Consider the following 18,201-nt stretch of genomic DNA (forward strand, 5'->3'; position numbering starts at 1 on the left):
GTGCTCGGAGGTCCAGGCGCTCCGGCGCCGCGGGTCAGCGTAGCGACCATCCTGGTGGTGGCCGGTCAGATCAGGACGGGGAGCTTCGGGCTGTGCGGGCCCGTGCCAGTGCGCGGGCCCGCACAAGGTCGCTCTGCGATGTGGCCGGCTGTGCGTCGTTGGGAGGGAACCGGTGCCCGGGTTCGCGGGGTCCTTGCGCGGCCTGCCGTCGGCGGGCGGCGAGGACCAGTTGTTCGTCGTCCTGGGGGGCCGGCTCTGGGTGCCGGAAGGCCCGCGGCGGCAAGGACACAGCTGGGCGGTGCACGGCGGCGGGCGGCAGGATGGCGATTTCCCGCACGAGCTGCCGCCCGAGGGCCTTGTTGACGGTGTGCTTGATCTGCGGCGTACGAAAGCGCCCGAGGGTCCCGTATGCGGGGCTGGTGCCCCGCAGGCTCAGCAGGCCGGAGACCGGATCGAAGTGGACGGCGATCAGGCCGGTGGCGAGGTCTCCGGCGAGCTTCGGCCACTGGGTGACCACGACGGCCTCCGCGGGTACGGGCCAGCCGAGGTGGTCGGCGACTTCGGCGACAGTCACCTTCAGCAGCACGGGCAGTCGCCCGCCCGGCCGGGGACCCAGTCGCGAGCGCAGTCGGTGGGCGCGGCCCCGGCTGTAGCGGGCGTCCTGGATCGCGTTCCGCAGGGCGAGTCGTGCCAGGTCCTGACCACCGGCTTGCTCTGCCACCTCGTCCTCCCCGCTGCCGTCCACGGCGCCAGTCTCCCCCCTCTCCGTGTGAGCCACGCTCACGATGCGCTCTGCCGGGGCCCGGGTCGGTCCGGCCGGATTCCCGCGAAGATTCCCGCGCCACAGCCTGGCCGTGGGCGAAGGCGGCTCCCCGGGGCGCTCAGAACACGGGTTGCCGTTCACAGGCGAGCCGCTCAGGCAGTGCGGCCCAAGAACTCGCCTGCGGTCGCGGTGCTCTGGTGCGGGAGGTGGCCGAGGCCGGCCCTCTCTGCGCGCGACCGAGCCAGCGCCCGGGCCTCCGAAGATGCCCGGGCCTGCTCTCGTTCCGCCTCTCCGCGGAGGCGTTCGGCTTCGGCCCGGCCTTCGGCGAAGGCGGTCTCGGGCTCGAGGATCCTGGTGCGGATCTGCTCGCGGGCCGCCCGGGCGATCCGGGTGTCCGCAGGGGGTGTGTAGCGGTGGGCGCGGTGCTGGGCGATGGCCTCCCGGTAGCCGACGGGCTGCTCGTAGGGCTCTGCCCGTGGCGGAGCGGGAGCAGGGGCTGTGCTGGTTCGGGGTGCCTCGGCCTGGTGGGGGATGGCGGGGGTGGTGCCAGGCGGAAGGATGCGGATCGTGCGGACGGCAGTCGCGGAGCGCATGACCTGGTTGGCGTTGTCGATGAGCTGGCGGGTACGCAGCCGGACGGCGGTGGCGTAGGGGGAGGAGGCGGGGCGCACCGCGAGTTCGCCGGTGTCCGGGTCGTAGCCGACGAGGGCGACGTGTCCGGTGAGGTCGGTCACGACAGCCGACCATTCGTCGACCAAGGATCCTCCGGCGGAGGGGAGTTCCCAGGCCCGGTCGGTGACGAGGTTCGCCAGGAGTGCGGCAAATCCGATCGGCTCGCGGCCGTCGGCCTGTCGGCTGGTGGGACTGCGACGGGCTTTGCGGGACCCGCTGGGCCGCTCACCCCGCTGCCTGGCTGCGGCGCGGGCGGCAGCGAGGGCCTGGCGGGCGAGGTCGACACCGGACGTCGGGGCCTGCGTGGTCGTGATCGTTTCGGTCATCGAGGGCTCCCTACCGGTATGCGGGGCTGGTCGGGCGGGCGGAGCGGGGGATGTTGAGCGCGCGGTGGACGAGCTCGGCGCCGAAGACCATGTCGGCGGCGTTACGACCGGAGCTGCTGAGGATGGAGCGGATCAGCGTGCTCTGGCCGTTCTCGTACTCGGCCTTGGCCAGGGCCCTCATGTCTGCGACTTCCAGAGAGCTCAGTCCGTGGCTGGAGTGCTGGTCAACGACGGTGCCTGCGGTCCTGTCGTAGTCGGAGGTGAGGGCCTGGCGGGCGGTGAGGTAGGGCATCCACGCGGCCTGCGCGGCCCGGCTGCGGGGGCCCTGGGGTACTGCTTCGAGCTCCTGGTGGCGCCGTCCTGCGGCGATACGGGAGTCCCGCCAGTCGGAGACCAGCCCGGCCCGGGCCGCGGGGGTGCGGACGATCTCGTGGGCGCCGCGCAACAGTGTCGCGAGGAGCCCCGAGGCGCGGTGAACGGTGTCGACCTGGCCGCGTGCGTGCAGCCACGCCTGGACCTCGGCAGCGCTCCAGCCGGCGTCGGCGACGTGCCGGACCACCCAGGCGATCCGGGGCGTCGAGGCCCGGCCCAGCCAGGGGATCTCCCGGATCAGCTCAGCGGCCAGCTGGTAGCGCCGTCCCACGCTGTTGATCCCCCGACGAGCCTGCTTGCCGGACTTCTTCCTGGTGAACGACTCGCTCTCCCCGCTGGCGACGTCTGTCGTCTCAGAGGGAAGCGAGGTAGTTGCTGCAGGAGATAGACCAGAGGTACCCACCTGCATTGGGGTGCAACGGCTCTCACCGGAAACAGCCGTCACAACGCCCTGGCCAGCACCCTCTATGGCACTCCTCGCCGGGGCCTTCGAGGAGGTCTTCGAGCGCGGCTTACGCACCTTCCGGGACGCCTTCTTCGCCAGCTTCGCGATCAGCTCCCGCTTGGACTCCGCAATCCCGGACACCGCCCGCGTGTACGCCGGAGCGTCCTCATCCCGCTGCACCGTGCGGATCCCCAGCGCGACGTCGAAGGCCGGCGGGATCATCCGCGCGAACTCCGATGCCTGCGCCGGGCCGCCGGAGACCCGGGTGCCACGGACGACCCACGCGAGCAGGCCCGTCTCCCTCAGCATCTGCAGGTGGTACTCGACAGCCCGCTCCGACAGCCCGGTACGCCTCATCAGGTAGTCGATGCCGGGACGGCAGGGCGACAGCTCGCTGAGCAGCTGCGCGATGTAGACGGTCGTCGGCCCGAAGCTGCGCGGCCCGTGCGACCGGTGCTGCCGCGGCTCGTACAGCCCGGACCCGGCGACCCAGTGGACCGCCTGCATCCAGGAGTACCCATCCAGCGCGACCCGGCCCGACGACGTCGACAGCCACTGCATCGCCTCCGGCACGAACAGGCCGGGCAGCACGGAGACCGCGTCGCCGTCGACCGACGCACGCGGAGCAGGAATCAGCACAGCGGCCGGCGCCGCCACGGCGCTCACCGGTCCGCCCGAGGGTACGAGATGGAGATCATCTCGGCAGCCTGGCGCAGGCAGCCTGTGGACAGAGTCCGGGAAGCGGCGGGTACCCGGTTCGCTCCCGCCCGGCGGGCAGAAATCTGGAAACCCGTCCCGCCACACGGGAAGCCGCCCTCGCGGACGCTCCCGCCGACGCAGTTGTGGACGTCGTCCGCGAGCAGGTGCACGAGCCGAGTGGCCGGCGCTGCGACCGTTCCCGGCGAGCCTGCTCTGAAAGCACCGCTCTTGTAGCTTCCTACCGGAAATCTAACTTCCGGTACGGAACGGAAAAAGAGGGATGAATCGAGCGTCGACCCCGTTGCGCGGGACGACTGGCGCGCCTGAACTGGGGTGAAACGGACAAGGTCAAGCTGACAGGGGGACACCACTTCGGGCACTATGAGAACGACCTGCCTTCCATATAGCTGGACCGGCCAGAGCCCTCGGGGCTGGACGAGCCAGGTGTGCGGATGTGTGGGACCGCCCCCTTCGCGAGAAGAGGGCGGACACCGATCGGGTGGGGGGAGATTTCTCCGTCCCTCCCGGTCCTGCTGAACCGCATGGCCCCTGTGGTGGGGGCGCTGCGGGTAACGCGGGTCGGTACTGATCTGGCTGTGGTGGCCGTGGTTAGTGGCCGGTGGTACTGGTGGCCCTGATAAGGGGCCGGATTTCGAAATGAGCGGCTTGATAAGCCGCAGCTCAGGACCGGTAGCAGCCGGGACTTGAGCGGCCGACGCGGGTGGTTATTCCGGTCGGTAGACGGGCCGCGCGAGGCCAGCGGGAGGTTAGTCCGCTTCTTGGCGCGCGCGGCCGATGGCCACTAGGTCATCCCGACCCCCCTTCGGAGGCCGGCGTCGGCATACCCTCATCCGCCTTCGCGGCCTCAGGAAAGCGTTCCGCAAGGCCCTTCAGGAGACGCAAGTAGTTCTCGCGATGCGGGCGTCGAGGGCTGGTCTGGCCCAACTCCCAGCGCGTGACCGCGACCCTCTTCACGCCCACGGCATCCGCGACGTCCTGCTGGGTGAGGCCAGCCGCCAGGCGCAACTTCGCGCACACGTGCGGAGGCGGCAGAACCTCGGGCAGGCCGTTCAGCAGGGCGTCGACCTGCTGCGAGCGGTCCGGGTCGGGCATAGTCAAGCCTTCCATGATCGTTGTAACCATGAAAGATACACGATCTGATCTCCGTTTGGGTGAAGCGGCCGCCGCGAATTGAGTTCCGCTAAGCGCCGGGTAGGGTCCGTGCCCATGTCCCGCTTCGCATTCTTCGATCTGGACGGCACGCTGGCCGACCGACAGTCGGCGCTCAGCGACGCGTTGACGTGCCTGACCCGCTCCCGCGCACTCTCCCCAAGTGCCGAGCGGTGGCTGCGTATCGAGCTGGCCGACCGCGCGACCGTCAATGACTTCGCCCGGCTGCGGGACGCCTTCGGCCTGGAGGCGTCGGCCGCGGACCTGTGGGAGGAGTACGCCGACCTCATGTCGGCCGCCGTCACCTGCCGCCCCGAGGTCCTCGAGGGCCTGGCCCGCCTGCGCGCGGCGGCCTGGACGATCGGCATCATCACGAACGGGGCCGGCGACATCCAGCGCGCCAAACTCGCCGCGACCGGTCTCGCCGACCTGGTTGACGGTGTCGCGGCCTCGGGCGACCTGGAGATCCGCAAGCCGGACCTGCGCCTCTTCGAACTCGCGGCGACCCGGTGCGGGGTGAACCTCGCGGACGGCGGCTGGATGATCGGCGACAACCCGGCCGACGACATCGGCGGCGGCCACCAGGCCGGCCTGCGCACCATCTGGCTGCGCGGCCGCCCCTGGCCGGACGATCTTCCCGCCGCGCACCACGTCGTCGACGACGTCACCGCCGCCATCACCATCCTGCTCAACGAGACGGAGTAGCACCGTGGACCAGCCGACCGTTGGCATCCTCCACCCCGGCAGCATGGGCGCCGCCGTCGCCGCCTGCGCCGCGACCAACGCGGCCGCGGTCCTCTGGTGCGAGACGGGGCGCAGCGCCGCGTCGGCGGCGCGTGCCGCCCGGTTCGGCCTGACGCCGGTGTCCGCGCTGCCCGAATTGCTGGACCGCAGCGACATCGTCATCAGCCTCTGCCCGCCGGCCGCTGCCGAGGACCTGGCCAGCGACGTCGCCGAGCACGCCTTCACCGGGCTGTACGTGGAGGCGAACGCCATCAATCCCGAGCGTGTGCGGCGGATCGCCGAGCTGCTTGAACCCAGCGCGACCGTCGTGGACGGGGGTGTCGTCGGCTCCCCGCCGGTCGGCGGCAAGACACCGACCCTGTACCTGTCCGGCCCGGCCGCCGCGGCTGAGCGCATCGAGGTGCTGTTCGGGGGCACTGCCGTCCGGACGGCAGTGCTGGGCACGGAGGTGGGAAAGGCGTCCGCGTTGAAGTTGTCGTACGCCTCGTTCCAGAAGACCAGCCGGGTGCTGGTGGCGCTCGCGGTCGGGATGGCACGCGAGTACGGCGTCGACCAGGAGCTCATCGAGGTCGCCTCGAGGCGCACCGACTCGTACCTGTCCGAGCCGCAGTACGTCGCCAAGACCGCGGCTCGCGCTTGGCGCTGGGGCCCGGAGCTGGAGGAAGCCGCCGACGCGCTCGCGGCCGCCGGCCTTCCGCCGGAGATGCTGCGCGCGGCCGCGTCCACGCTGGCACGGTGGAACGACGCCAAGGACGACGGCAAGCTCACGCTCACCGACGCCCTGGACCGCCTCGCCCAGCCGTAACCCGCACTCATGCCGTCGCCGCTCCCGCCCGCTGCGCCAGCAGCCGGTCGATGAGCTGCGCCGCGTCCGGCGGAGCCGACGTCGTGGTGTCCACGATCAGGTCCCAGACCATGCCCGGGTGCGCGGTCAGGTCCTTGCGGGTCGCGTCCCACGCCGCCAGACGCGCCGCGGTGTCGCTGTCGCCGCGCCCAGCCGACCGCTGCTCGGTCACCTCACGCGGGCACCACAGCAGCACCACCGACCAGTCGGCCGGGTAGCTGTCGACCAGCGCGCGGATGCCGTCGACCTGCCCGAGGTGCACCACCGGCACCCCGGCCGCGAACGCGGCATCGACGCCGGGCCGGTCGATCGCGTACGTGTTGCCGTACCGGGCGTTCGCGTAGACAACGTCGCCCGCGGCCTCCAGCTCGCGCAGCTGCTCTGCCGTGCCCATCCGGTAGCCGGCCGACTTGCCCGACCCGACCTTGAGCCGCGCGAACTGGGCGTACTTGGAGTCCAGTTCGCCAAGCGCCGCGGTGACGGTGTCCTTGCCCGAGGCCGGCGGGCCGTAGAGGATCACACCCTGCTTCGCCGTCATGCGTACATCGCCCCCATAGCCTGCCGGGCCTGGTCCGCGAGCGTCACCGCGGTCCCCAGCCGGTTGTCGACGACCAGGTGCGGCACCGCCGGGCGCAGGTCGAGGTCGATCGTGGCCATGTACTCATCCCACCGCTGGAGCTTCCACGCGTCCCGGGCCGCAGAGCGGAATCCGATGTACTCGCGCATCGACTCCTCGTCGCAGCGCACCCACACCGGGAAGACGTCGACTCCCATCGAGCCCGCGCGATTGGCCAGGCGCTGCATCCAGGCCGGGTCAGTCATCTCCGCGATGAACGGCGCGGTCAGCACCGTGGAGATGCCGCACTTGATGTTGGCCATGGCCGACTGCATCAGACAGTCGTACTCCACCGGCCGGACCTTCTCGCGGTAGAGGTCGGTGTGCCGGTCGTTCGCGTCGCCGCCCAAGGCAATCAGGAGGCGCTCCACGAGAGGGCGGGTGAGCGGGTCCTTGTCGAGCAGCGGCCAGCCGGTGAGCTGAACGAAGAAGCGGGCGAGCTCCGTCTTGCCGCTGCCGGCGTAGCCGCCGACGAGGATGAGCACGGGGCGGTGGGGGTCACCGCCCGTGTGACGGCGCTTCCAGGCGTCGATGATCCGCTGCTGCAAGTCGAAGTGGTCGGCCTCATCCGAGCCCGGCGCGATGCGATGAACCGCGCGCTCAACAGCCAAAACGTGCGATCCGTTGAGGCGGTCGTCCAGCGGCGTGAGCTTGAAGGCGGACTCCTCACCAGGCAGTGCGGCGCGGAACCCCAGGTCAGGCTCGGTCGCCCGGTAGAGGAGACAGTAGGCCCGCCGATAGTGAGGACCGGGGAAGACCTCCCCCTGCTCGTGCTGCCACAAGGTCTGAGGATTCGCGGCCGGGATGCCCTTCAGCTTCGCCCGCTCCGCCACTTCGCGAAGGCGTTCGCCGGCCTTCTCCAGGGTGAGACCGTGCGCCTCCCGCTGCTCACGGAGCCGGTCCGGCCTCCACCCTGCTCGCTGCCTGCCCACGCTGTTCCCCTCCGTCATCGTCATGCCCGCGAGCCTAGACCGCAGCCCCAAAACCCCATGTGTATGCAGATGTTGAAAACCTGTGAATGAAGCTGCTCACGGCGCTGTGATGGTCGGTTTCCTCCGTCGAGAGTGGGATGGCCCACGTGAATTGCCGCTCGTGGGAGGTCGGAATCAATGAGGGTCGTCATCCGTGGAAGGACGCGCACGGCGGAGCTTCTCCAAGACGTGCTCTGGGACACCGTCGTACACGATGTGCGGCTCTCCGTCGGTCGGCGGGACGAAGCGGCCCGCGTGGCGCAGGAGGTCCTCCTCACTGAACTCGATCGCGTTGGCGTCGACCAGCGACTGCTCATTTCGCTGCCGGATCCGGTCCCAGCGCACCTCGTGCGGCACGGGCAGGTAGATCAGGACAGGCGCGCCGCCGGCCTCCATCACCGTCGCAGCCCAGTGGGCCCGCTCTTCGTGAGTCCAGAACCCGTGATCGACCACGACGTCGTGCCCGGCCTCCAGGAGCTCCTGGAGCTCAAGAGCGACGTCCTTCAGCACAGGGGCCTCCCGGACCTTGAACTCGCCCCGGGGGAAATCCCTGCCGTAGTGGCCGTACCGGCGGAACATCTCCTCGTCCGGGCAGAGGCGCCGGAACCCGGCCTGTTCCAGAGCACGTGCGAGGGTCGTCTTGCCGGATCCCTGCAGACCGGACAGAAGGATCGCCCGTGGTGCGGGACCCGGCCGGCCGGACAGGGCTGTGGAGATGCGTCGGATCTCGAATCGTCCTTCCAGAGGCAGGGTGTCGGTGCGCTGCGCGTGCAGGAGCACGTCGAGCCGGTGCTCAAGGCAGCCGACGAGGGTGTCGTCCAGAAGCCCGGAGCTGTGTGTGGTCACCGCACGACCTCCGAAGTCGTCCTGCGCGTACGGCCCGGAGCGCCCAGGTCCACGCCGTACTCCAGCACTTCGCCATCGGCGTCCACGAAGCGGGCGGTGAGGACCAGGATCGCCGCGGTGGTACCGGCCTCTAGCTCCAGGAGCTCGAGGTCGTCCGCAGTGGCGATCCGCGCCGACTCCTCGTCGATCCGCTTATCAACCTGGCGCCCGGTGGCCCGAGCGATCAAGTCGAGCGACAGCCCGCCCTTGAGCCGCGCGCTGCGCGCCAGATCCGGCAGCACCCGAGCGAACTCGGCGGGGATCCACGACGTGGAGTGGGAGACGATGCCGTGATCATCCCGGTAGACACGGCTGCGGCGAATCACGTCGTCACCAGGCGAAATGCCAAGCGCGTGCGCAACGTCCTCAGGGGCTTCGACTATGCCGGCGGTGTGGCCGGACGACTTCTCGCCGACGCCCCAGGAGGACTGGGTCTTGCTGCTGCGGTCGTGACGTTCCGATCCAGAGGACAGCGAGATGGGGCGGGCCATCACCTCTGTTCCCACACCCGGGATGCCCTGCACGAGCTTCTCCTCGCGCAGCAGCCGCATCGCACGGTCCGCGGTGGCGGTGCTGACGTTCCACTCGGTGGCCAGCGTTTTGATGCTGGGCAGGAGATCGCCGGGCGCGAGGTTCCCGGAGCTGATCAGGTCGCGGTAGTGGCCCGCGATCCGCGCGTACGGCGGCCGGTTATCGGCTCGGGGCGGCCCGGTCATGTGCCTTCGCCTCCTTCAGGTTCATCTGGTTGCCTCACTATACCGCTTGACACCTGAGGGTACCTGAGGCAACCTGATGTACGTAAGGCGGTGGTCCTCCGGGAACACCGAGTGACACCCGCAAGACGTAGGAAGTCCCTTCCCCGTACGGGGAGGGCCGGGGTTGATAGCTCGACCAAATCCCCCGGGCCAGTCCCCTGGCTGGTGCGGCTCCCGCATGCACGTCGCAGCGCAGATGCGCTGTCCGTCCATCAGGACGCCGGGATCGACCCGTGCGGCCTGACGGGCGGAGAGAGCACCGCGACGCGCCCCGTCCCTCCGACCATGAGGAGTCCCCGTGATTACGACGCCCGTGATGCCGAAGGCCAGCAAGCGCCGCCGCAAGACCCGCACCTCGAACGTCAACAACCGCCCGCCGGTTATCGCCTCCAAGCTCAAGGTCAACGAGCTCGACCTGACCCCCGGCAAGGAACACCTGGTCTGCCCCGACTGCTCCACCTGGGTCCCGATCACCGGCATGCTCGGCACGCCGAAGCTGGTGCCCCACCACACCGGCCGCGCCAAGACCGCCGAGCCGCGCCGCTGCACGGCCGGCAGCAACCGGCAGGTCACCATCGACGTCGAGGCCGACACCTGGCGCACGAAGCTGACCGAAGGGGCCCCGACCGCCGCCTCCCGGCGCGCCACCAAGGTGCTGCCGAAGCCGAAGGTGAAGCCGGCCCCGGCCGCCACCCAGATCAAGCCCGCCCCGATCAGCGCGGAGCAGGTCCGCCAGGCGTTCCGTCAGCACCAGCAGCAGTGCCTGGCCTGCAAGGGCGAGGCCAAGAACCGAGACGGGCAGACGCTGCCCTGCCCCGACGGAGAGCGCCTGGCCGTCACCTTCCTCCGGCTGCTCCGCCAGGAGCCCAAGCGCCAGGCACTGCGCGACTTCTTCGCCCGAGAGCGCCGGCGCTTCGACCGCCAGTACGCCGCGGCGGCCCCCGCGAAGCGGGCATCCGAATGGGCGGCGGTGCTGCCGAAGGTGAAGGACGCCGACACCCGACGCTCGCAGCTGCCCGGCGGCGACAGGCCGACCGACGCCCGCAACGTGCCGCTCGCCCCGGGCAACGAGAAGGCGTTCGACCAGCGGCAGGCCGAGCTGGGCAGGCAGTACGCCGCCCGGAAGGACCTGGCCCCGACGGCGGCCTGAATCGCACACCGCGACGATCGACCACGGCCTCGGCCGCCCTGCACGACGGGGCGGCCGAGGCCGTGGCTGCTCGTACAGCAGTCAGAAGACGACGAACCCCCGGGGGCCTAATCCCGGGGGTCGTCTTTGCAGTCACCCTCCAGACAAGGGAAGACGCACATGCACAGGATGACATCCACTCAGGCCCGCCGGATGCGGCGCCCGGTGCTCCAGGCCGCGATCGACGCCAGCGCCCGCTGCACGAAGGCCGACCCCGACCTCTTCTTCCGGGCCGACGGGGAGCCGCCGGCCACCTGGCAGGCGCAGCGCGCCGAGGCGATCGGCTTCTGCCACGGCTGCCCCGTCCGGGCGGCCTGCGAGGAGCTGGCCCTGCGCGACGGCGACGGCAACGACCGCGTCGACGACCTGGTCCGCGGCGGCCGTTCCGGCTACGAGCTGGTCGCCCTCCGCGAGCTCCAGGCCCAGCGCCTCGCCGCCGCGATCACCGCCGACGAGGCCAGCGACCAGGAGTGGAACAAGCTCCAGGACCTGGCCGTGAAGCTGAACCGCGAGGCCCGCAGGATGCCGACCCGGAGCGGTGGCATGCCGCACCAGGCCGCACTCCTGCGGCAGCAGAACGAGCGGATCGCCGAGCTCGCCGCCAAGCTGGCTGTGGTGCGCACCGCCCGTCGCGCCCGGACCGGTTGGGAGGTCGCGGCATGACCGCCACCCTGACCCCGCGCGCCGGGAAGATCGACGACATCCGCCGCGAAGACGATTCCCGCGGCTACGAGCGGGACGAGACCGACTCCCTCCACCAGCTCGGCACCCTGCTGCTCACGATGGCCGAGCGGGACGACGCCCGGATCCCCGAAGGCCGCCGGGCCCGGCGCACCCTCGCCGAGATGGCCCCCGGCTACGTCCGGCCCCCGCTGCTCACCTTCAACGTGCCGTTCCGCGCGGCGGACGACGCCTGCGTCCTGTGCGGCTTCTGGACCTGCCGCTGCGGCCAGAACGCCGCCGTCCCGGCCCGGCAGCCGAGCGCAACGGGCACGGTCCGGTGAGCGGCTGCGGCCACCCGCCGACCCTGGTCACCGTGAACTCCACCGGCGCGGACGGCAAGCCGTACCAGTCGGTCAAGCACGAGCCCTGCACCTGCGGGACGCCGCCGCAGCCGCAGCCCGAACAGGAGTAGCCGGCCTTGCACATACCGGCCGCCCGTACCGCCCAGCACCACGCGGTACGGGCCATCGCCGCGCGCGGCCTGACCCACCCCCTCACCCAGACGCTCCTGGCGGCCGCCGTACTCACCGCGGCGGCCGCCTGGGACGCCGGCCACCGCGTCACCGACATCCACCCGCCCGTCGCCCGACGCAAGAGCTGAACACCCGGCGTCCCGTCCGACGGGCCCGGAGGCCAGATTCTCGACCACAGCCCTGGCCCGCCGCGTACCGGCCGCCCGCCCTCCGGGACGCCGCCCTTTCACACCGCCTTCGGTCCGGGAGAGTCTCGGGCCCGTCACTCGCCAGGAGAGCCCCATGCAGCGCAGCACCAAGCTCGACACCGCGACGACCCCGACCGGCAGCCGGCTGCCGGAGTCCATGTGCACGCACCGGCCGACGTGCCCGACCGCCGACAGCCCGGACCGCGAGGCCGCGCGCACCATCGCCTCCCACCCCGACCAGGGCTGGAGCCTTCTCTGCAACTCCGTCCTGGTCTTCGAGGACACCGGGGAACTGCTGCCCGACGGCCGGATCATCGACCCGCACCGGCCCGTCGGGGCCATGCGTGCCGGGCTGCCCTTCGGGCGGCCGGACACGCACGCGCTCATCGAGGGCACGGTCGGCAGCGGCAAGACCGACAGCGCCGCGTTCCACAAGATGGCAACCCTGGCCAACTCCTCCCGGCCGGCCTGACGACTGCCTGATCCGCCCGCACCGACCGCCGAACATCTGGCGGCCGGGTCGGGCGGTGACGGGGAGCCGGACAGCCCGGACCATGACCCGCGAGGAGAAACCGGATGCACTCCTACACCGGAGCCGACACGGCCGCGGCCACGACGTTCAAGACCGACGACTACGTGCTCTACCGCAACCCGGAGAAGTTCTGGAAGGGCGAGCCGAACCACACGTTCGTCTGCCGGGTGGAGGCGTCCTTCCCCGCCTCACGCGGCCAGGTCTGCTACACCCTCGCCCGCCTGAGCGACAACGGGCGGATCTACAACGCCCAGCCCGCCTACATGCGGCTGCTGCCGGCCGTCGACGCGATGCGCGACATCGACACCGCCCCGCTCAACACCGGTACGGCCGCCGACATGACCCCGGCTGCCGTCGCCTGGCTCACCCAGCAGGCCGCCACCATCTCCCGGCGCCCGGAACTGCCGCCCCACAGCGGCTGACCCGGCCACGCTCCCCCACCCCTTCCCCCGTCTGCCGACCGGCCCCCGGTCGGCAGACGGAGGAAGCGCACTGCCAGAAAGGACTTCCCGCTGTGACCAACCGACGCCCTGCCCGCCGGCCCGCCACGAAGCCCACGACGAAGAAGATCACCACCGCCGCCGACCAGTCCGCCGAGACCACCGAGACTGCCACCGCTGTGGCCGAGCCCACCGCCGCCCCGGTTGAGGGCACCGAGGCGCTGGTGACCTCCGCGCGCGCCGAAGCCGACCAGCTGCTCGCCGCAGCCCGCACCGAAGCCGCGTCCCTGGTGGACCAGGCCCGCCAGCAGGTCAACGACGCGGACGCCGCCGCCCTGAAGGCGCAGACCGAGGCGGAGGAGATCCTCGAGGCTGCGACCGCGCAGGCCGAGCGGATGCGCAAGCTCACCGACGAGCAGATCACCGCGGCCGAGGAGACCGTGCAGCGCGCCCGCACGATCGCCGACGGCGACCTGGCCGCCGCCGAGCAGACCCTGGCCCGCCGCCGCCAGGCCGCCGAGAAGCTCCAGGCCGAAGCCGAGCTGGAGGCCGGCCGGATCGTGGACGCGGCCCGCACCCGGGCCGAGCAGATCCGTGCCGAGGCCGAGGAGGACAAGGTCCGCGCCCAGACGGAAGCCGACGTCACCGCCGCGCACGCCGCGCACCTGGTGGAGGAAGCCAAGGAGCGGGCCGCAGACCTCATCGCGGCGGCCGAGGCCGACGCGGAGGCCCGGCGCGAAGCCGCGGCCCAGATGCGCGAGCAGGCGGAGAAGGACTCCGAGCAGCTGCGCACGCAGGCCCGCGACGGAGTGGCCGCCGCCGAAGAGGACGCCGCGCGGATCCTGGACACGGCCCGCAGCCAGGCCCGTGAGGTCCTGCGTGAGGCCGAGGACGACGCGGATGACCGCCGCACGGAGGCGCAGCAGACGCTGCAGGCGGCGCAGGAGCAGGCCGAGGACGAGGTCCTGAAGGTCCGTTCGCTGGCGGAGGCGAAGGCGGCCGGGGTCGTCACCGGCGCGGAGGCCGCGGCCGCCGAGCGGATCGCGGTCGCCGAGAAGGAAGCCGCCCGCCTGGTCGCCGAGGCCGAGGAGCAGGCGAACGCGGTCCGCTCCCGGGCCCGGTCCGAGCAGCAGAGCGCGCAGCAGCAGCTGGCGGCCACGCGGGAGGAAGTCGCCCAGGCGCAGGCGCTCATCGAGCGCCAGGAGCAGCGGAAGAACTTCGTCAACACCTGGGGCCCGCGCGTGGCTCTCGGCGCGACGATCGTCCTCACCGCGTCCGGCGAGTTCGCGCTGGCCAAGCTGTCCGGCTGGCCGTGGCAGGTTGCCTGGGCGCTGCCGCTGGCGATCGACGTGTACGTCGTGCAGGCGTTCCGCCGGCACCGCGACGTCGCCGCCGCGCTCATCCTCATGGTCGCCGCGAACGCCGCCTACCACCTGGCGGCCGCCGGGCTCGTCGGCGTCGAGACGCCCGTCGGCGACAAGCTGAAGCCGCTGTGGTGGCTGATCGTCTCGGTCGCCGCCATCGCCCCGTGGGTGATGTGGCGCATCCACCAGATCACCAAGGAACCCGGTGAGACGGCTCCTGGTGAGACCGGCACGGCCACGACGGCACGACCGGTTGAGACCGACAGCACCCGGGCCGCCGGTGAGACCGACGCCGCCCGCTCCGCCGATCTCACCGCCCCCGGTGAGACGGTCCCCCACCCGCGCACCGCCCCGGCGAACCTGGCTGAGACGGCCGAGGGTGAGACGAGGCGGGCCCTTGAGACGGCACCCGGTGAGACCGGGGCCCCGGTGAGCACGGCTGAGACGACGTCTCACACGGGTGAGACCCGCAGGTCAGACCGTGAGACGACCAGCAGCGCCGGGGGCGCGGTCGCCCTCCCGCTGCGCTCCGTTGAGACGAACCGCCCCGTCCTTGCCAGGGACGCTGAGATCGAAGGACAGGTCACCTCGCTGCTGAGCCTCATGTACCGGCGGCAGGGCCTCGACACCGTCTCAGTCGACGAGGCCAAGGACATCCTCGGCGTCTCACGGGCCACCGCCGGCCGCCGCCTTGAGATCGCACGGTCCCGCTACACGAACGTCTCGTGAGACGACGCGGCCAACCCGGCCGCGCCAGCCGCCCCGCCCGACCGAGAGGAGCTCCTCCTGTGAGCACGACCCAGTACGTGATCGGCATGGTCCTCGTCCTGGTGGCCCTGGCCGCCCTCGTGGCCACGCCGCTGATGATCGCCCACTCCCGCACGACGTACGACCACGGGCCCAGCTGCTTCTGGTGCCACCCGCGCCTGCCGCGCGGGCGCAGCCGGCACTGACCCGCCCCGCACAGCGTCCGACACCAACAGTGAAGGCCAGCCCAAGTCGAATTTGGGCTGGCCTTCGCTGCGACTGCCGGAAGCAGCAACAGCCTGCCCAGTAGACCAGATCCACCGCCCCCAGCAGGCCCGGTCATTCGTACTGGGACCTCCTCTGTCCTCAGCTTCGGCGAGCCCGGCCCAGCCGGTCCTCGCCGCAGCTGTCGCGCCCTCGCCGAGACGCGCAAATGACGACAAAAGCACCTGACCTTCCAAGGAGGAACCAGCGTGACCCACGACCGCGAACGCGAATACATCGACCAGAGATTCACCAACCTGACCGCCGGGGTGCAGTGGGAGCAGCCTGCCCCCACCCCCTACGGACCGCCCGTCAAGGCCCAGATGACGGGACAGACCAAGGCCCTGCTCGCTATGGCCGGCCTGGTCATCGTCGGCGCCAGCGCGGTCGGCGTCTCCGCCTTCAGCGCCTCCTCCGGGCAGGCCGAAGTGCGGGCCCAGGAGCTCGCTCTCCAGGCCCAGCAGCTCGAGGTGGAGCGGGCCAAGGTCAACGCCCCGGACGCGAAAGCGGAAGAGCGGCGCATCGCCGGATTCCAGGCGTGCATCGAGAAGGCCGGCATGAACAAGGACGTCTGCGCGCAGGCGTTCCCGCCCGCCAACGGCACGAACCTCGGGGGCTCCCGGGGCGCGGCCAACGTGTCCTCCGTTTCCGACGCCAACCAGGGCGGAGGGTCCGGCATCACGGGAGGTCTCGTCATCGCCGGAGTGGCGGTCGTCGGGATCGGAGTCATGGTCCGCAAGGCCAACAAGGCCGGTAACGCCGCGTAAGTTCCTTCCTTCCTTCCTTCCCGCATAGAAAGGCCCGTTCCCGCGTCCTATAGGGCCGTGAACGGGCCTTTCGGTCGGGAGGGAAGGAAGGAAGGAAGTCACAGAAAGTGAGGATTCCGCAGTGTCGACCCCGCCCGCCCCGCCGCCGATGCCCCCTCAGCCGCCTACCGTCGGGGCCCCGGCCACCCCGCCGACCCAGGCCCCGGCGCCGCCCTCCACGCCCGCTCCGAACCCCCCGGCCGGGGGTGGGATCCTCGCTCCGGTTACGCTCGCGCGCCCCACTCGGGACGCCTCCGGAGGGTCCGCCGCCTACGCCTCCCAGGAGGAGAACGGCAGCACGGACAGCAAGCCCGGCAAGGCTGGAAAGAACACCGTGAGCCCCGGTATGTGGAAGGGGATCGCCGCCTACATCGCGAACCGTCCGCAGCAGAAGATCGCGGTGCAGCACACGATCAGCGAGATCCGCGGAACGTCCACCGATCGCAAGATCAACCACGGGATCACGGAGAAGAAGGGCGCCACCTCCGACACCAAGTCGAACCGCACGGCGACCACTGCCCACGCCAGCAAGAGCGACAAGTCCGCCAAGGACCACAACACCCGCGACGCCAAGACCTCGGCGGCCAGCACCAAGGCCGACAAGAACAGCCGTGACGCGAAGACCGCCGACACGCGCAGCTCGGCGGACAAGAACAGCCGGGACGCCAAGACGTCGGACACGCGCAGCTCGGCGGACAAGAACAGCCGTGATGCGAAGACGGCGGACACCCGCAGTTCCGCGGACAAGAACAGCCGCGACGCCAAGACGGCCTCGGACCGCAAGGACCACAACACCCGCCAGCAGACGGGCAAGACGTCCACGGACACCCAGGACCGTACGGCCCGCGACGACAAGACCAGCCGCAAGACCGACAGCGCCGGGCGGCAGCCGCCGGAGAGCAAGCCCGCCGCCGTCACCACGCCGCCGAAGGCCCCCGCCCCCGGCACGGCCACCGCGCCCCCTACCCCGGCCAAGGCTGGGGACAAGCCCACGGCGGTGAAGCCGGACCCGGCCACCACGAAGCCGGGTCCCCAGTCCGTGCCGGGCGCGCCGGCGCCCGGCCCGTCCGCACCGACCGGTCCCGCTCCCGCCGGCAAGCGGGGCAAGGTCAAGCTCCGCAAGGGTCCGTACAGCGCGCAGCCCGCGCGTGAGGAGGGCTTCAAGGCCGGGGCGCAGCAGGCCGCCGTTGACGCGGACAAGGCCGCGTGGAAGGACGGCTACGCGGACGGCCAGCAGGCCATCCGCGACAAGGCCGCCCGAGACAAGCAGCAGATGGACGCCGCCCGCGACCGCACCCGAGGAGTTCCGCCCGTGCCCGCCACGCCCCCCGCCCCGCCGGCCCCGCCCGCACCCCCCGCCTCCGCTCCGGCGACGCCGGGAGTGATGCCCCTGGGGGCGAAGGTCGTCGGCGACAGCGTGCAGCTGTCCAACGGCACCACCCTGACCCGCGGCGAGGTCCTCAACCTGCGCGCCTTCACCCGGTTCCTTCAGGGCAAGGAGCAGCAGACCCACCAGATCGTCGACCAGTGCAAGCAGGCCAAGGAAGTCTCGGCGAACCGCGTCCAGCAGATCCAGCAGCTGATCGAGCAGTGCCAGGACCCGAAGATCAAGGGCGGCAAGCACCTGGTCGCCTCCCTGCAGAAGCTCCACGACGCGACCGAAGCCCAGGCGAAGGAGGCCGACAAGATGCACGCCAACGCCGCTCGCGGCATCGACGCCCTGCAGACCCTCAACAAGAACGCGGAGACCCGCCACGGCGGCGTCTACAAGGCCGTGGCCGACTCCCCCGAGACCAGCCCCGCCGAACGCGCCTTCTACACCCGATAGGAGCCCCCAGATGACAGAGACCACCTACCGCGCGCTGCGCGCCGAGGTACAGAAGGTCGCCTACTCCGTGGCCAGGGAGGGCGAGACGATCCGGGAGATCGGCCAGCGCGCCGACCAGAACGCCCAGCGTGTGGCCCAGGTCGCCGACAACCTGGCGAACCTCGAAGTGGACACCCACACCACCGGCGAGGCCAAGGACACGGCGCGGATCATGCGCGGCCTGTCCCAGGTCGCCATCGCCGCGGCGTCGGCCGCCGACAGCGTCGGCGGCGCCGCGCGTGCCGCCGACGCCCAGGCCCAGAAGTCCCACGAGGGCATCGACGAGCAGGTCGGTGCGATGACCGTCCCCATGGCCCGCGCCTCTTTCTACGAACAGGAGTAACCG

At 71.3% G+C, this 18,201-nt stretch carries 20 protein-coding genes and 1 pseudogene; 13 read left to right on the forward strand and 8 right to left on the reverse strand.

The genetic code is table 11. From position 1 onward, the window contains the following. Window positions 1–70 precede the first annotated feature (70 nt). The 4 genes from ACGFYU_RS28150 to ACGFYU_RS28165 form a co-directional block, all read right to left on the reverse strand. On the reverse strand, window positions 71–721 hold the full coding sequence (locus tag ACGFYU_RS28150) for a hypothetical protein (protein ID WP_393830102.1): 651 nt from the start codon (window positions 719–721) through the stop codon (window positions 71–73). Window positions 722–915: 194 nt separating this feature from the next. Further along, window positions 916–1,761 (reverse strand): DciA family protein, encoded by an 846-nt coding sequence (locus ACGFYU_RS28155; protein WP_393830103.1) that lies wholly within the window; start codon window positions 1,759–1,761, stop codon window positions 916–918. Between the two features lie 10 nt (window positions 1,762–1,771). Further along, window positions 1,772–3,244 carry a transcriptional regulator gene (locus ACGFYU_RS28160; RefSeq protein WP_393830104.1) on the reverse strand — a complete coding sequence of 491 codons (1,473 nt, stop codon included), beginning with the start codon at window positions 3,242–3,244 and terminating at the stop codon, window positions 1,772–1,774. An 840-nt stretch (window positions 3,245–4,084) separates the two neighbouring features. Then, the gene (locus ACGFYU_RS28165) at window positions 4,085–4,390 is read right to left on the reverse strand and encodes a helix-turn-helix transcriptional regulator (RefSeq protein ID WP_042812012.1); all 306 of its coding nucleotides are present in this window, start codon (window positions 4,388–4,390) and stop codon (window positions 4,085–4,087) included. Window positions 4,391–4,504: 114 nt separating this feature from the next. Between ACGFYU_RS28165 and ACGFYU_RS28170 the strand changes: the two genes are divergently transcribed. Further along, window positions 4,505–5,152, forward strand: coding sequence for an HAD family hydrolase (locus ACGFYU_RS28170; RefSeq protein ID WP_393830105.1), 648 nt, complete (start codon window positions 4,505–4,507; stop codon window positions 5,150–5,152). Window positions 5,153–5,156: 4 nt separating this feature from the next. Then, complete coding sequence (locus tag ACGFYU_RS28175; protein WP_393830106.1) at window positions 5,157–5,996, forward strand: DUF1932 domain-containing protein; 840 nt, start codon at window positions 5,157–5,159, stop codon at window positions 5,994–5,996. Window positions 5,997–6,003: 7 nt separating this feature from the next. Here the strand turns inward: ACGFYU_RS28175 and ACGFYU_RS28180 are convergent, their stop codons facing one another. From ACGFYU_RS28180 to ACGFYU_RS28195, 4 genes are all read right to left on the reverse strand, one after another. After that, window positions 6,004–6,573, reverse strand: coding sequence for a guanylate kinase (locus tag ACGFYU_RS28180; protein WP_393830107.1), 570 nt, complete (start codon window positions 6,571–6,573; stop codon window positions 6,004–6,006). Continuing rightward, entirely contained in the window at window positions 6,570–7,607 is a 1,038-nt protein-coding gene (locus ACGFYU_RS28185) for an AAA family ATPase (RefSeq protein WP_042812010.1), read from the reverse strand. The genes ACGFYU_RS28180 and ACGFYU_RS28185 overlap by 4 nt, the downstream gene beginning before the upstream one ends. Before the next feature lie 150 nt (window positions 7,608–7,757). Then, complete coding sequence (locus tag ACGFYU_RS28190; RefSeq protein WP_393830108.1) at window positions 7,758–8,468, reverse strand: AAA family ATPase; 711 nt, start codon at window positions 8,466–8,468, stop codon at window positions 7,758–7,760. After that, a complete protein-coding gene (locus tag ACGFYU_RS28195) occupies window positions 8,465–9,223 on the reverse strand; it encodes a GntR family transcriptional regulator (RefSeq protein ID WP_042811980.1) in 759 nt (252 codons plus the stop codon). The genes ACGFYU_RS28190 and ACGFYU_RS28195 overlap by 4 nt, the downstream gene beginning before the upstream one ends. Before the next feature lie 337 nt (window positions 9,224–9,560). On the opposite strand from ACGFYU_RS28195, the gene ACGFYU_RS28200 reads away from it, so the two are divergent. The 11 genes and pseudogenes from ACGFYU_RS28200 (at window position 9,561) to ACGFYU_RS28250 (ending at window position 18,198) form a co-directional block, all read left to right on the forward strand. Further along, on the forward strand, window positions 9,561–10,412 hold the full coding sequence (locus ACGFYU_RS28200; protein WP_393830109.1) for a hypothetical protein: 852 nt from the start codon (window positions 9,561–9,563) through the stop codon (window positions 10,410–10,412). A gap of 168 nt (window positions 10,413–10,580) precedes the next feature. Beyond that, window positions 10,581–11,114 carry a WhiB family transcriptional regulator gene (locus ACGFYU_RS28205; RefSeq protein ID WP_393830110.1) on the forward strand — a complete coding sequence of 178 codons (534 nt, stop codon included), beginning with the start codon at window positions 10,581–10,583 and terminating at the stop codon, window positions 11,112–11,114. Next, the gene (locus ACGFYU_RS28210) at window positions 11,111–11,455 is read left to right on the forward strand and encodes a hypothetical protein (protein WP_393830111.1); all 345 of its coding nucleotides are present in this window, start codon (window positions 11,111–11,113) and stop codon (window positions 11,453–11,455) included. The genes ACGFYU_RS28205 and ACGFYU_RS28210 overlap by 4 nt, the downstream gene beginning before the upstream one ends. Window positions 11,456–11,592: 137 nt before the next feature. After that, on the forward strand, window positions 11,593–11,775 hold the full coding sequence (locus ACGFYU_RS28215; protein ID WP_393830112.1) for a hypothetical protein: 183 nt from the start codon (window positions 11,593–11,595) through the stop codon (window positions 11,773–11,775). A gap of 217 nt (window positions 11,776–11,992) precedes the next feature. Continuing rightward, window positions 11,993–12,184 (forward strand): annotated as a pseudogene (locus ACGFYU_RS28220) (DUF5999 family protein); the annotation flags it as partial. A 227-nt stretch (window positions 12,185–12,411) separates the two neighbouring features. After that, entirely contained in the window at window positions 12,412–12,789 is a 378-nt protein-coding gene (locus tag ACGFYU_RS28225) for a hypothetical protein (protein ID WP_393830113.1), read from the forward strand. A 92-nt stretch (window positions 12,790–12,881) separates the two neighbouring features. Beyond that, window positions 12,882–14,900 (forward strand): hypothetical protein, encoded by a 2,019-nt coding sequence (locus ACGFYU_RS28230; RefSeq protein ID WP_393830114.1) that lies wholly within the window; start codon window positions 12,882–12,884, stop codon window positions 14,898–14,900. 59 nt (window positions 14,901–14,959) lie between these two features. Further along, complete coding sequence (locus ACGFYU_RS28235) at window positions 14,960–15,124, forward strand: hypothetical protein (RefSeq protein WP_393830115.1); 165 nt, start codon at window positions 14,960–14,962, stop codon at window positions 15,122–15,124. A gap of 267 nt (window positions 15,125–15,391) precedes the next feature. Then, window positions 15,392–15,949 carry a hypothetical protein gene (locus ACGFYU_RS28240; RefSeq protein ID WP_393830116.1) on the forward strand — a complete coding sequence of 186 codons (558 nt, stop codon included), beginning with the start codon at window positions 15,392–15,394 and terminating at the stop codon, window positions 15,947–15,949. Window positions 15,950–16,322: 373 nt separating this feature from the next. Beyond that, window positions 16,323–17,816 (forward strand): hypothetical protein, encoded by a 1,494-nt coding sequence (locus ACGFYU_RS28245; protein WP_393830117.1) that lies wholly within the window; start codon window positions 16,323–16,325, stop codon window positions 17,814–17,816. Window positions 17,817–17,826: 10 nt separating this feature from the next. Beyond that, the gene (locus ACGFYU_RS28250; protein ID WP_393830118.1) at window positions 17,827–18,198 is read left to right on the forward strand and encodes a hypothetical protein; all 372 of its coding nucleotides are present in this window, start codon (window positions 17,827–17,829) and stop codon (window positions 18,196–18,198) included. Window positions 18,199–18,201: the final 3 nt, after the last annotated feature.

Origin of the sequence: Streptomyces sp. NPDC048337 (genome assembly GCF_043201175.1) — a bacterium.
In the GTDB taxonomy this organism is placed as follows: Bacteria; Actinomycetota; Actinomycetes; order Streptomycetales; family Streptomycetaceae; genus Streptomyces.

What these genes read in the sequence shown, in the direction of transcription:
- ACGFYU_RS28155 (WP_393830103.1), bottom strand. Translation starts at nt 1,761, where the DNA reads ATGACCGAAACGATCACGACCACGCAGGCCCCGACGTCCGGTGTCGAC.
- ACGFYU_RS28165 (WP_042812012.1), bottom strand. Translation starts at nt 4,390, where the DNA reads ATGCCCGACCCGGACCGCTCGCAGCAGGTCGACGCCCTGCTGAACGGC.
- ACGFYU_RS28170 (WP_393830105.1), top strand. Translation starts at nt 4,505, where the DNA reads ATGTCCCGCTTCGCATTCTTCGATCTGGACGGCACGCTGGCCGACCGA.
- ACGFYU_RS28180 (WP_393830107.1), bottom strand. Translation starts at nt 6,573, where the DNA reads ATGACGGCGAAGCAGGGTGTGATCCTCTACGGCCCGCCGGCCTCGGGC.
- ACGFYU_RS28185 (WP_042812010.1), bottom strand. Translation starts at nt 7,607, where the DNA reads ATGACGATGACGGAGGGGAACAGCGTGGGCAGGCAGCGAGCAGGGTGG.
- ACGFYU_RS28195 (WP_042811980.1), bottom strand. Translation starts at nt 9,223, where the DNA reads ATGACCGGGCCGCCCCGAGCCGATAACCGGCCGCCGTACGCGCGGATC.
- ACGFYU_RS28205 (WP_393830110.1), top strand. Translation starts at nt 10,581, where the DNA reads ATGACATCCACTCAGGCCCGCCGGATGCGGCGCCCGGTGCTCCAGGCC.
- ACGFYU_RS28210 (WP_393830111.1), top strand. Translation starts at nt 11,111, where the DNA reads ATGACCGCCACCCTGACCCCGCGCGCCGGGAAGATCGACGACATCCGC.
- ACGFYU_RS28225 (WP_393830113.1), top strand. Translation starts at nt 12,412, where the DNA reads ATGCACTCCTACACCGGAGCCGACACGGCCGCGGCCACGACGTTCAAG.
- ACGFYU_RS28250 (WP_393830118.1), top strand. Translation starts at nt 17,827, where the DNA reads ATGACAGAGACCACCTACCGCGCGCTGCGCGCCGAGGTACAGAAGGTC.